Annotated in this window: 9 protein-coding genes; 4 read left to right on the top strand and 5 right to left on the bottom strand. The window is 54.0% G+C overall.

Going from position 1 to position 13,523, the window contains the following annotated elements; translation table 11 throughout:
- Nucleotides 1-32: 32 nt before the first annotated feature.
- Nucleotides 33-671 (bottom strand): peptide-methionine (S)-S-oxide reductase MsrA, encoded by a 639-nt coding sequence (msrA, locus tag BZG20_RS09225; RefSeq protein ID WP_046074408.1) that lies wholly within the window; start codon nt 669-671, stop codon nt 33-35.
- 182 nt (nt 672-853) lie between these two features.
- Here msrA and BZG20_RS09220 point away from each other — a divergent pair, with 182 nt between their 5' ends.
- Together BZG20_RS09220 and BZG20_RS09215 are read left to right on the top strand one after the other, a co-directional pair.
- A complete protein-coding gene (locus BZG20_RS09220) occupies nt 854-2,557 on the top strand; it encodes an autotransporter assembly complex family protein (protein ID WP_241829526.1) in 1,704 nt (567 codons plus the stop codon).
- Nucleotides 2,554-6,324: a translocation/assembly module TamB domain-containing protein gene (locus BZG20_RS09215; RefSeq protein WP_077578808.1), complete on the top strand. Its 3,771-nt coding sequence runs from the start codon at nt 2,554-2,556 to the stop codon at nt 6,322-6,324. The genes BZG20_RS09220 and BZG20_RS09215 overlap by 4 nt, the downstream gene beginning before the upstream one ends.
- A 49-nt stretch (nt 6,325-6,373) precedes the next feature.
- Here BZG20_RS09215 and ppa read toward each other — a convergent pair whose 3' ends face one another.
- Complete coding sequence (gene ppa / locus BZG20_RS09210; protein ID WP_046074295.1) at nt 6,374-6,901, bottom strand: inorganic diphosphatase; 528 nt, start codon at nt 6,899-6,901, stop codon at nt 6,374-6,376.
- Nucleotides 6,902-7,027: 126 nt separating this feature from the next.
- On the bottom strand, nt 7,028-8,050 hold the full coding sequence (fbp, locus tag BZG20_RS09205) for a class 1 fructose-bisphosphatase (protein ID WP_046074294.1): 1,023 nt from the start codon (nt 8,048-8,050) through the stop codon (nt 7,028-7,030).
- A 255-nt stretch (nt 8,051-8,305) separates the two neighbouring features.
- Between fbp and mpl the strand changes: the two genes are divergently transcribed.
- Both mpl and BZG20_RS09195 read left to right on the top strand, forming a co-directional pair.
- Complete coding sequence (gene mpl / locus BZG20_RS09200) at nt 8,306-9,679, top strand: UDP-N-acetylmuramate:L-alanyl-gamma-D-glutamyl-meso-diaminopimelate ligase (protein WP_077578807.1); 1,374 nt, start codon at nt 8,306-8,308, stop codon at nt 9,677-9,679.
- Entirely contained in the window at nt 9,669-10,289 is a 621-nt protein-coding gene (locus BZG20_RS09195) for a flavin prenyltransferase UbiX (RefSeq protein ID WP_046074292.1), read from the top strand. The genes mpl and BZG20_RS09195 overlap by 11 nt, the downstream gene beginning before the upstream one ends.
- A 40-nt stretch (nt 10,290-10,329) precedes the next feature.
- Here the strand turns inward: BZG20_RS09195 and BZG20_RS09190 are convergent, their stop codons facing one another.
- Both BZG20_RS09190 and BZG20_RS09185 read right to left on the bottom strand, forming a co-directional pair.
- Nucleotides 10,330-10,761: a universal stress protein gene (locus BZG20_RS09190; protein ID WP_046074291.1), complete on the bottom strand. Its 432-nt coding sequence runs from the start codon at nt 10,759-10,761 to the stop codon at nt 10,330-10,332.
- Nucleotides 10,762-10,820: 59 nt separating this feature from the next.
- Nucleotides 10,821-13,391, bottom strand: coding sequence for a TRAP transporter permease (locus tag BZG20_RS09185; RefSeq protein ID WP_077578806.1), 2,571 nt, complete (start codon nt 13,389-13,391; stop codon nt 10,821-10,823).
- Nucleotides 13,392-13,523 lie beyond the last annotated feature (132 nt).

The following is a 13,523-nucleotide window of genomic DNA, read 5'->3' as shown; positions in this document are numbered from 1 at the left end:
TGGTTGATGATGAATGGCTGAGCACCAATGGTTTACTGCGGGGGGAAACAAACACCTGTGCCACCTAAGCCGCAGTAGCCTTGCGGATTTTTGTGCAAGTACTGCTGGTGGTCAGTTTCCGCGAAATAGTACGCGCCAGCGGGTGCGATCTCAGTGGTCACCGCATCTGGCTTACCCGCCTCTCTCAATGCCGCCTGATAGGTCGCTAGGCTCGCCTCGACGCTGGCTTGGTCCGCTGGATCGCAATAGTAAATTGCGGAACGATATTGCGGGCCGACGTCATTGCCTTGACGCATGCCTTGGGTCGGATCGTGGTTTTCCCAGAACACTGCAAGTAGGGTGTCTAAACTCACCACTGACGGGTCAAAAATCACGTTAACGACTTCGGCATGGCCGGTTTGCCCTGTGCACACGTCTTGATAACGCGGATGCTGGGTGACGCCGCCACTGTATCCGACTGATGTCATGACTACCCCTGGCTGTTGCCACCACTTTCGCTCGGCCCCCCAAAAACAGCCCATGCCAAAAATAACCTGTTTTTGACCGGCCGCTGGCGTGGCCGTGATAGGCTGATTAAATACCGCGTGCGGTTCGGTTGGAATAATAGGATCGGTGCGATCGGCTATCGCATTGTCAGGTTGGGTAAAGGAAGATTGCATCGACATAGGCATCCTTTGACTGCTGTGATGGAAAAGCGCAACGCGTGCTGCTTTGCGCGTTAATGGTTGGCGTTCAGGCATGGCTCCCGCACCTTGTGATCAACATGGTACTGGCATCCATCCCCGCTCAACACGTAATATGGCAAGATATCATCAATTTAGCCGGGCGACACCCGGGTAATGGATCTCACTGTATGAATATACGGCTACTCCCGCTATTCGCGATCGCTATCAGCTTGATGGCTAGCGTTGCTCGTGCGGATGTCGACATTGATATTGAAGGGCTAGACGGCATTGCACAAGACAACGTCGAGACCTATCTCGCGGCGATTGCCCCAGAAGAGCGAGATGGCTCCTACCGATTTATAGCCCGGGTCGAAAAAGATGTGCGCAAAGCGCTGCAAGCGGTGGGCTTTTATCAACCCAAGATCACCACGCGAATGGATGAAGACGCCACGCTGGAGGTCAAGGTTGACCCAGGTAAACCCGTTCGCTTGGCACAAGTGGATGTGGTGTTCAATGGCGAAGCTAATATGGATGATGACTTTCATGCTCTCATCGCCCAAGGGCCTCAGCCGGGCGCGAGGCTCAATCACAGTGATTACGAGACGCTAAAAAGCCAGATTCAAAGTTTGGCAGTGAAAAAGGGATATTTTGATGGTCGCTTTACGCAAACGCGATTAGAGGTTGCCCCTGATCGTCAGCAGGCCTTTATTCGGCTTCACTTTGCCAGTGGTAAGCGCTATCACTTTGGTGCGATTCGCTACCAAGGTGCGCAAATTCAGTTGCAGCGTCTCGACACTTTACGTGATTTTTCTCCGGGCGAGCCGTATCGCGTGTCGGTATTGGGCGAGTTTAACCAAGCTCTCGCGAATACCGGTTGGTTCGCCAGTGCCTTGGTGCAAGCGGACATGGAAGAAGCCGATGACAACGAAGTGCCGATCAAGGTGACGCTCACCCCTGAAGCACGCAACAAGTTTGAAACCGGGATTGGGTACTCCACCGACATTGGTCCGCGGTTCAAGTTTAACTGGCGAAAGCCCTGGTATAACTCACGCGGCCACAGTATCACCACATCACTGGCGATTTCTGAGCCCGAACAGACGCTAACCTCGACCTACAAGGTCCCCTTGGAGGATGTTTCCCGCGAGTATTATCAAGTGCAGTTAGGGTTACAAAATACCGATCAACGCGATACCTCCAGCCTCGAAGTGTCCACCTCTGTCTCTCGCCATTGGCTGTATGATACCGGCTGGCAACGCAGTGTCTCATTGCGCTGGCTATATGAAAACTACACCCAAGGGCAAGATGAAGACATCGTTAGCGTGGTGCTGCCTGGGATCAATTTCACTCGCACCCGCGCTCGCGGTGGGTTAATGCCGCATTGGGGAGACAAACAATCTATTACATTGGAAGCGGCTGATCCGGTTTGGCTGTCCGACATCAGCTTGGTGCGCTTACAAGGGCGGAGTGCGTGGATTCGTAGTCTGAACAAAAACCATCGCGGCTTATTACGCGTTGATGGTGGTGCTTTGATTTCTGAAGAATTTAGTGAAGCGCCACCATCGTTGCGTTTTTTTGCCGGGGGCGACAACAGCATTCGTGGTTATGCCTACGAAACTGTTTCCCCGCGTGACGATAGCGGTCAGCTCAGTGGCGCGCGCTATATGTTAACCGGTACGTTAGAGTATCAATATCGCCTCGGCGGCAACTGGTGGTGGGCGTTATTTACCGATGGCGGTGATGCGTGGACCAGTCATTTATCGTGGAAGCGTGCGGCCGGTACCGGTATTCGCTGGTCATCGCCGGTCGGCCCGATTCGTCTTGATGTCGCCCATGGCTTTGATAATGACGATGATGATTTTCGTGTACACCTTACCTTGGGGCCTGAGTTATGAGTCGCTGGTTCGTCAGGCTAACGTTTATTGCGTTAATTGCTCTTTTTTCATTGGTGGGGCTGGTGGCGGCCGCACTTTTTACTCCGGTGGGTCTGCAAGTGGGCCTGTGGGGCGCGCAAAAAGCCTTGCCAGCGTTATCGGTCGATGAGGCCGAAGGCAGCCTGCTGACCGGCTTTATGCTGCAAGGAGTGCGCTATAAGGATGCGCAGCTGCAACTGAACGCCAAACAGCTGAATCTTGTTATTGAAGGTAAGTGCTTACTGACGCCTGAGCTTTGTATTGACCAATTGGCCGTCGAAGGGGTCACGCTCGATATTGATTTGCCCGCGAATAAGGAGGATACATCGTCGGAAGACGTATCCACGTCGGTTATCCACGCGCCGTTGCCTATTCATGTCAATGCCTTTGCTTTTAACGAGGTGGCGATTCAGGTCGCTGGACAGTCGGTGAGTTGGCACCAACTGCAAGGTGGCGTGCATTTTGTGGGTGATACGTTAACTGTATCGCCGACCGATTGGCAGCAGTTGGTGGTGAGTCTGCCGAGCAACACCGAGCCTCAACAAAATACCGACCAAGCGGTCGGCAAACCGGATAGCGCGGTGGCAAGCACACCATGGCATTACCCGGGCTTGGAGTTACCCACGGTGGCGCTGCCGCTGGCTATCGAAGTGGAGCAGCTTCGTCTGCAAGATACGCGGATTGAAGCGGGCACAGTACAAACCCTCTCAGCGTTATCCTTGGCGGGCAGCGTTCGAGGCAGTGCGGTAACCATTGATAGCTTCTCGGTGACCGCCCCCCAAGGCACGGCAAGCCTTGCAGGTGATATTACACTCGAGGGTGAGTACCCACTGACCTTGCAAACCCAGTTGACCACTCATCTCGCCCCCCTTCAAGGCCAAGCCTTATCACTGTCGGCTTCAGGAAGCCTGGCCGCGCTTGAGCTAAGCGCGAATGCGCGCGGTCCGGTGACAGCGACGCTGGAAGGAGAGGCAAACCTGCTGGCGGCGAACTTACCTTTTGCGGTGCAATTGGATAGCGAGGCATTGACGTGGCCGCTGACGGGGGAAGCGATCGCGGCATTACGCGAGCTACAATTTCACGCCGATGGGGATTTGTCTGACTATCAGCTCGGCTTACAAACCGGTGTCGGTGGCCCTGACGTGCCAACCACTCAGCTGAATCTTGCCGGCCAAGGCAGCCTGACGGTGCTGACCCTCTCGCAGCTGGAGGCCAACACGCTCGGCGGCAAGGTGGCTGGCCGTGCTAGCGTGGATTGGTCCAGCGTGCCTTTTTGGCAAGCTGAGTTAGGCTTTGCCAACATTCAACCTCAGCAGCAATGGCCAGAGGTGACGGGAGATTTAACCGGTGCAATCAGCCACCGTGGCCGCTTAACCGCCCAAGGCGGCTGGGATGTGTCGGTGCCCACGTTGGTGGTGCATGGCGAGTTGCAAAAACTGCCGCTAGCGGTCGCGGGCGCGCTCAATGCGCATGATCGTGATGGCGATGGTCAGCCGAGCGTGTCAACACCGGGGTTGACGCTGTCACACGGTCCCAACCAAGTGACGGCGCAAGGGCAAGTGCGTGATGAGTGGCAAATGGGGCTATCGGTCGATATTGCTGATTTGTCGCAATCCTTGCCCATGCTCACTGGTGTGATCCGCGGAGATGCGCGACTGAGCGGGCCGTTTGCACAGCCAACCGCAAAGTTGGCACTCCATGCTAAGCAGCTGCGTTGGCAAGATGTGCGCATCAATCAGCTGACGGTAGACGGCAATCTTGCCGTGAAAGACCGCTTGGGTGGTGATCTGACGGTATCGGTATTGGGCGGGCGCTATCAAACCGCGCGTTTAGATAACCTCGATTTAACCGTGCGCGGTGATGAAGCCGCCCATCAGCTGGATTTGCGCTGGCAAGGTGCTCCAGCTTCTGGCGCGCTGCGCATTGAGGGTGCATTGACGCGAGACACCGGCTGGCAAGGAAAGTTACTCGATACATCGGTTAGCGTGGAAGATCTTGGCGACATCGTGCAGCAAAGTGCAGCACCGATTACGCTCGGTTTCGCCGATATGCAAACTGAGGTTGGCGAGCATTGTTGGCAGTGGCAAGCGACCTCTTTGTGCTTATCGCAACCGGCGACAATCGGTGCGCAAGGGGAGGTGGTTGCCAAGATTGAAGGCTTTGAAGCCGCGCAAATCGCTGCCTTCTTACCGCCGGAATGGCAACTTGATACACGTGCCAATGCCGCGGTTCATGCACGCTGGCAGCCTGACGCCTCGCCCGATGTGCAAGCCTCGATTGATATCGCGGATGGTGATGTGCGCCAGCAGGCCGACACACCACTGGTGATTGGCTGGCAGCATGCCAATCTCAATGCGCGTTGGCATCAGGATAAATTGCAAGGCGCGATGGCGCTGACATTGTCCGAAGGAGGCACCCTAGCCTCGGCCTTTACCTTGACCGATCTGTTGGCGCCAAGTCGCGCCTTATTGGGGGAGGTGACGGTCAATGACGTTCAACTCGCGACACTCGAACCTTTGCTGGGTAGCGATCAGCAAGCAGATATTAATGGTGAAGTGAACGCTAACTTGCGGATGGAGGGGCCGCTGACCTTGCCGAATGTGTACGGCGGGCTGACGATTGACGCGTTACGAGTCAAAGGCTTGGCTTCACCTGTCGATGTGAACGATGGGCGGTTAGCACTCACGGTGGATGGTAAGCAAGGCAAGGTAGAAGGCGAGCTGGTGACGCCGGATGGTGTGCTGGCACTTAACGGCGATGGGCAATGGCCCAGCATGGACGACTGGCGCTTTGGCTTAAACGTGGCGGGGGATACCTTACGCGTCAACGTGCCGCCCATGGTGCGGCTGGATGTGGCACCTGACCTCACGGTATCGGCAACGCCGCATGATATGACTATTCGGGGCGATATTCGTGTGCCTTGGGGGCGGATTGAAGTCGAGAATCTGCCCGAGTCTGCGATCACGGTCTCGGATGATACGGTCCTGCTGAAAGAGAACTATGTGCCAGAGGATATTGAGCAAAGTGAATCTGTGCCCTTTAATTTACAGACTGATGTGCGACTGGAGCTGGGGCAAGATGTGCAATTAGCGGCGTTCGGACTGAAATCGCGTTTGGCAGGTGAGCTTAATATTAAAAACAATCAGCAAGGCGCCTTGATTGTGGGGAATGTGAGCTTGCTTGATGGTACTTACCGCTCCTTTGGTCAAGACTTGCTGATTAAAAAGGGCGAGATCTTATTCAATGGCCCCGCTGATCAGCCGTATTTGCAGGTGGAAGCGATTCGAAATCCTGAACGCATCGAAGGGGATGTCACAGCAGGGATCCGTTTAACGGGGCCCGCCGATGACCCGGTTGCTGATGTATTTATGGATCCGGCAGGCTCGCAGGCAAACGCCCTGTCTTATTTGTTACGTGGCCGCGCGCTTGATGCCGGCGCCGGTGATGCCAATATGACCTCGATGCTGATTGGCTTAGGCTTAGCGCAAAGTGGCAAGCTAGTGGGCGAAATCGGTCAAGCGTTCGGTGTGGAAGATCTCACTCTTGATACCGCTGGCGCGGGTGATGAGCAGAAAGTAGAAGTATCGGGTTATATCCTGCCCGATCTAGAGGTGAAATACGGTGTGGGGATCTTCGATGCGATAGGGGTGTTTACGGTGCGCTACCGATTGATGCAAGACCTTTATCTCGAAGCGGTCTCTGGGGTGGATCAAGCGGTGGATTTGCTCTATCAGTTTGAGATCAAATAGAAAAAAGCCCGCGAAGGCTCGCGGGCTTATGTGTCATTGACGCGGAGGATTACTGCTTTGCGCGCTCAAATGATGACAGGATTTCGTCTTTTGCCGCCTGGGCATCTTCCCAGCCATCCACTTTCACCCACTTGCCTGCTTCTAGCTCTTTATAGCGCTCGAAGAAGTGCGTGATTTGGGCTTTTAGCAGCTCAGGTAGGTCGTTCACGTCTTTCACGTGATCGTACTCTTTGGTTAGCTTGCTGTGCGGTACGGCGATCACTTTCGCATCTTCACCCGACTCGTCGGTCATTTTCAGCACGCCAACAGGGCGGCAGCGGATCACTGAGCCTGGTACCAATGGGAAGGGAGTGGGTACCAGCACGTCGACAGGGTCACCGTCCAACGACAAGGTGTGGTTCACATAGCCATAGTTACATGGGTAGAACATAGGCGTTGCCATGAAACGGTCAACGAAAACGGCGCCGCTGTCTTTATCGACTTCATACTTGATAGGATCGGCGTTAGCTGGGATCTCAATCACCACATAAATATCTTCAGGCAGCTCTTTGCCCGCAGGGACCTGGTTCAGGCTCATGGGATGTCCTTTTGTTTAATGAAAAAGTGTGTGCCAATTATAACCGCCAAGCGTGAAAATAACAGAGGCGACCGTGTCGGCCGCCTCTTTATCATGGAAGACTGTCGTTAGGCGTCTATTTTGCGCTTATTCGTCGTCATGATCCGGATAAGCGTCGAGATACTCCTCGACTTTATCGACCATATTGCTCGAGCCAACAAAGAATGGGACGCGCTGATGGAGCTCATTCGGAGCGATGTCCATGATTCGCTGGGTGCCATCGGTTGCTTTGCCGCCGGCTTGCTCGATAATAAACGCCATCGGGTTGCACTCATACAGCAAGCGCAGTTTGCCATTGGGGTAGGCGAGCGTGCTGGGGTAGAGGTAAATGCCGCCCTTTAGCAGGTTACGGTGAAAGTCAGCGACCAAGGAGCCAATATAACGCGACGTGTAAGGACGTTTCTCTTGTGGGACGTTTTCTTGACAGTATTTGATATATTTTTTGACGCCTTGCGGGAACTTGATGTAGTTCCCTTCGTTAATCGAGTAGATATTGCCGTCTTTAGGAATGGTCATGTTTTCGTGAGACAGGCAAAACAGGCCGAGGGACGGGTCATAAGTGAAACCATGCACACCATCACCGGTGGTGTAAACCAACATGGTCGATGAGCCGTAAATGATATAGCCGGCGGCGACTTGGCGGTGACCGGGCTGGAGAAAATCTTCTTCGGTGGGCGGTGTCCCCACAGGCGAGACGCGGTGGTAAATGGAGAAAATGGTGCCAACAGAGACGTTAACATCAATGTTAGAGGAGCCATCAAGTGGGTCAATCAACACCACATATTTGGCATTACGGTTAAGCTGTTTACTAAAAATAACCGCGTCATCTTCTTCTTCGCTGGCCACGCCACACACTTGGTCGCGCGCTTCCATCGCGGCTTTAAATTTTTCGTTGGCATAGACGTCGAGTTTTTGCTGCTCTTCGCCTTGTGCGTTTTCCGTCCCAATCGCGCCGGCAATGTCGACTAAGCCGGCTTTGTTGATTTCACGGTTAACAATTTTGGCGGCCAGACGAATCGAGGCGAGAAGAGAAGATAAATCGCCGCTAGCATGCGGAAACGCGTGTTGCTTCTCAACAATGTACTCGCCGAGGGTCTTAATGTCGGGCATTCTCAATCCTTAATGATGATGAACTGTCTTTCTTGTGCAATCGGATACATGGGCAGTGGGCTGCCTCTTGGAATCGCCGCTATTCTAGCTTTCGTGACTTTTTAATCGTACTGAAGAAATGAATCAGGCGAGGGAAGTGTGATCGCGACATAAAAACCATGTCAGATGCGCGCAAGCGATAAGACCCAAGCGTTAATCCGAGGCATAATAAACGCCTGCGCCAAACGGCAGGTAATCAACAATACAGTGAAGGCTATGCATATTCATATTTTAGGCATCTGCGGGACTTTTATGGGTGGCGCAGCCATGCTGGCAAAACAACTTGGGCACACGGTGACGGGCTCTGATAGCCATGTTTACCCACCGATGAGCACACTACTGGAGTCTCAGGGAATCGATATTATCGAAGGCTATGACCCTGCCCAACTATCGCCTGCACCTGACTTAGTGGTTATTGGCAATGCCATGAGTCGAGGCAACCCTTGTGTTGAGGCGGTCCTCAATCAAGGGTTGCCTTATACCTCTGGCCCGCAATGGCTGCACGACTTTTTACTGCAAGACCGCTGGGTGCTGGCGGTATCTGGCACTCACGGAAAAACCACCACCGCGAGTATGCTGGCGTGGATTTTAGAAGACTGTGGTTATCAACCTGGCTTTTTGATTGGTGGGGTGGCGAGTAACTTTAACGCGTCGGCGCGATTAGGAGAGAGCCCGTTTTTCGTGGTGGAAGCCGATGAATATGACAGTGCGTTTTTCGATAAGCGCTCTAAGTTTATTCATTACCAACCGAAAACTTTGGTGATCAACAATCTTGAGTTCGATCATGCTGATATTTTTGATGATCTGGCGGCGATCCAGAAGCAATTCCACCATGTGATTCGCACCGTGCCAGGGATTGGGCAGATTATCGCTCCGTCAGACGATGCCAATGTCACGGATACCCTCGCCATGGGATGCTGGAGCGAGTGTGTTTATGCGGGCCCGGATGGTCAGTGGCAGAGTGTGAAAAAAGCCCCGGCTGGTAGCCAGTTTGATGTGTACTTTGCCGGTGATCTCGTGGGGACGGTGAGCTGGGATTTGGTCGGTGACCACAATGTGCGTAACGCCTTGATGGCGATAGCAGCGGCCCGCCATGTGGGGGTAACCCCGGACCTTGCTTGTCAATCGCTCGAACGATTTATCAATACCAAGCGTCGGCTTGAGTGGCGCGGTGAGCAAGCCGGCGTCACTGTATATGACGATTTTGCCCATCACCCAACGGCGATTCGATTAACCCTTGAAGGGGTGCGCGCGAAAGTAGGCAGTGGCCGTATTTTGGCGGTGTTAGAACCACGCTCCAATACCATGAAGCAAGGGGTGCATAAAGACACCTTGGCAACGTCATTAGCCCGTGCGGACGCGGTGTTCTTGTACCAACCGCAAGGGCTGGATTGGTCGCTCGACGCGGTGGCGGACAGTTGCACCCAGCCGACGCACATCCATGCCGATATTGAAGCCCTTGTCGCTGCGCTTTGCGAGCAAGCCCAAGCAGGCGATACCGTGCTGGTGATGAGCAACGGTGGATTTGGCGGCATTCATGACAAGCTGCTAACAGCACTGGCGAGTAAGGAGGCGGTTTATGGCGGATAAACGAATAACCTTGGCGTGGACAGGCGCATCCGGTGCGCCCTACGGCCTACGTTTGCTCGAGTGCCTGCTTGCGCAAGACTATCAGGTTTTCTTATTGATTTCGTCGGCCGCACGTGTGGTGTTGGCGACCGAGCATGGGCTGAAGTTGCCCGCCGGGCCGGATGCGGCGAAAAAGGTTTTAGTGGAACACTTACAATGCCACACCGATAAGCTGGTGGTGTGTGGCAAAGAGGATTGGTTTTCGCCTGTTGCGTCTGGGTCTGCGGCGCCGAAGCAAATGGTGGTGTGTCCCTGCTCGGCAGGCTCGCTATCGTCCATTGCGCATGGGTTGTCCGATAACCTGATTGAGAGAGCTGCCGACGTGGTGCTTAAAGAGCGCGGACAGTTGCTATTGGTGGTGCGCGAAACACCGTTTTCGACCTTGCACCTAGAGAATATGCACAAGCTGTCGCAGATGGGGGTAACGATTATGCCCGCCGCGCCAGGCTTTTATCATCAGCCTCAGTCAATTGACGACTTAGTGGACTTTATGGTGGCGCGCATTTTGGACCACTTGGGGGCAGAACAAACCTTGGTGCCGCGCTGGGGCTATGATCAACGCCAGCGGTAATAAATGTTCAGGCACGCCGATGCGTGCCTGAACCGTATGGTTAAGGTTTTAACACCATCACATGGACACTCGCACCCTCGAGCACTTTGGCGGCGACTGAGCCCAGCATCATTTTATTGACGCGTGAGCGCTTATGGCTTGGCATCACAATCAGATCGCAGCCGATGCGCTCTGCCGTTTTAATGATCCCCTTGTAGGGCTTGCCTTCTTCAACAGAGACCTGACAGGCCACGCTTTTGGGGACGTATTTATCCGCAAACCCTTGTAAGTTGCGCTTCATGTCGCGTTTCATTTTATTGGCAGCTTCTTCAGGGAAGTAAGAGGCGACCATCGAATTGTGAATGCCGGGCAGTACAGTGAGCAGGTGTATTTTGGCCCCTGACTGGCTGGCGAGCCAAACGGCGTGATCCACTGCGGTATCTGCAAAGCTTTCGTCGTTCAAATCAACGGGAACCAAGATATGTTTATACATAGCGATATCCTTTGCGCTTATAAAAGAAAGGGGCACGTGTTACACACGTCCCCCTGTTATTAGGCTTGGCGAATACGACGGCGTTGATTCCACCCCAACAATGCCAATAGCAAGAGGGTGGGGACAAACACCCACTCTTTCCATGGACGGACATTATCAACCGTCACCGTTTTGATTTGCCAGTCAAAATCGATGCCCGCTTTGTCAGCGTCACTGCCAAACTGGATCATATCCACCAACAACTTGTCATCTTCCTCACGAAGCATTAAGCCTGTGTCGTTAATGCGGGCTTCACCGCTTTCAAGGCTATGATCCACGGGCAGAACCACGTGTTTGGAGACTTGCTCACCAAAGAAGTTTTCCCCTTCCACTTCAAGCTGCAGCGGCTTTCCTTCTGGTAGCTGCTCCGCTACACGGGTGATCTCTGTGCCTGGGAAGCTGGTGGTCGGTGGATACACTTCGTCCCACCAAAACCCTGGGCGGAAGAGGGAGAAGGTGATTAACAACAGCAGCGCGGTTTCCCACCATTTGTTCTTGGTCATCCACCAACCTTGTGTCGCGGCAGAGAAAGCCAGCATGGCTATTGTCGCCGACACAATGGTCAAAATCAGGTGGAAGGGGCCATCGAGATCGAGCAACAACAACTGAGTGTTGAAGATAAACATAAATGGCAGGATGGCGGTGCGAATATCGTAGGTGAAACCTTGCACACCGGTGCGGATGGGGTCGGATTTAGCGATCGCTGCCGCCGCAAAGGCAGCCAGCCCCACCGGGGGCGTGTCATCGGCAAGGATACCAAAGTAGAACACAAATAAGTGCACCGCGATCAGTGGAATGATCAGCCCTTGTTGTGCACCTAAGGTAACAATGACCGGCGCCATCAGGGTGGAGACCACGATATAGTTGGCGGTAGTCGGCAGCCCCATCCCTAATAGCAAGCTGATGACCGCGGTGAACAGCAGCATCAGGAAGATGTTACCGCCGGAGATGAACTCGACGAAGTCTGTCATTACCAAGCCGATACCGGTGAGTGTCACCGTACCCACCACGATCCCGGCCGCTGCGGTGGCGACACCGATACCGATCATGTTGCGCGCACCAGTAACAAAGGCCTCGGCTAAGTCTGTCACCCCGTCACGGATCTCTTCTTTAAAGTTGGTACGCTGGTTGAAGTAGGCAATCAGCGGGCGCTGGGTGAGAATGATAAAAATCATAAACACAGTCGCCCAAAACGCAGACAGGCCTGGCGAGAAGCGCTCGACGGTCAAGCACCATACCAATACGCCGATTGGCAGCAGGTAGTACAAGCCTGAACGCACGGTGGGGCCCGGCTCTGGCACTTCGGACAAATCGGCCGCCGCGGGGTCTTCCGCTGCTTGCGATTTATACTGGGCGGAGTAGCGTACTAAAAGTACATAAGCCACCAAGGTGAGGGTACCGATGACTACGGTTGCCATGGCGCCAAATACATCCTTGGTCCAACCAATGCCGTAGTAAACCGCAGCGCTGAGCACCAGCAAGCCGACAAATACCGTCATGAATGAGAACAGTTTTTGCAATACCGTGCTGGTATGGCGGCGTGGTAAGCCTTCCATACCGGCTTTACAGGCCTCTAGGTGCACGATGTAAATCAGCGCAATATAAGAGATCAGTGCAGGAAGTAGCGCGGCTTTAATCACCTCGACGTAGGAAATCCCCACGTATTCCACCATCAAGAATGCGGCAGCGCCCATAATCGGCGGAGTCAGCTGGCCATTGGTCGACGCGGCAACTTCCACCGCCCCGGCTTTATGGCTCGGGAAACCCACGCGTTTCATCAGTGGAATGGTGAAAGTCCCGGTGGTGACGACGTTGGCAATCGATGAGCCCGAGACCAAGCCTGAGAGGCCAGAGGCCACGACCGCGGCTTTCGCAGGACCGCCGCGCATATGGCCTAATAGTGAGAAGGCCACTTTAATAAAATAGCCACCGGCGCCGGCACGGTCGAGGAGTGCGCCGAAGAGCACAAACAGAAAGACGAAAGAGGTGGACACCCCCAGTGCTACGCCAAAGACGCCTTCAGTCGTCAGCCACAAGTGTGACATGGCTTTGTTCAAGCTTGCCCCTTTGTGAGCGATGACGTCCGGCATGTAGGGGCCGGCAAAGGTATAGAGTAAGAAGACACCAGCCACCACCATCAATGGGGGGCCAAGGGCGCGGCGTGTTGCTTCCAACATCAGAATCATGCCGATGGCGGCAACCGTGATATCAAACGAGGTGTAAGCACCAGCGCGATCAGCAAGCTGATTGTAAAAAAGGAAGAGATAACCTGCGGCTAAACTGCCTACGAGTGCAAAAACCCAATCGAGCAAGGGAACGCGATCACGGGGTGAGGTTTTACGCGCGGGATAAGCGGTATAAGCCAAAAACATTGCGAACGCTAAATGGAGCGAACGTGCTTCGGTATTATTGAGTACGCCAAAGTCGAGCGCAAAAGGTAGCGGTGACGCATACCAAAGCTGAAAAAGGGACCAGCAAAGTGGTACCAGCCAAAGAATACGTCCTGATAGTCCATGCGGTGATCGTGCGCCTGTGTCTGCTTGCGCCACCATGTCTTGCACATCAGGAGACGATTGATGTGTCTTCGTCATGCAGTTTGTCCTTATTATCATATGCACCGCTGATGCGGCTACAGTGTCCCGAGAAATGCATACCCGGCTGCGTCACTCTCCATGAGCGACTCGCCTGTCTGCAGCCCACTGCTACGTTCGCAGTATAATTGA

Origin of the sequence: Salinivibrio sp. IB868 (assembly GCF_001995655.1) — a bacterium.
GTDB lineage: Bacteria > Pseudomonadota > Gammaproteobacteria > Enterobacterales > Vibrionaceae > Salinivibrio > Salinivibrio siamensis.
This window is presented reverse-complemented; position numbering and strand designations above follow the sequence as displayed.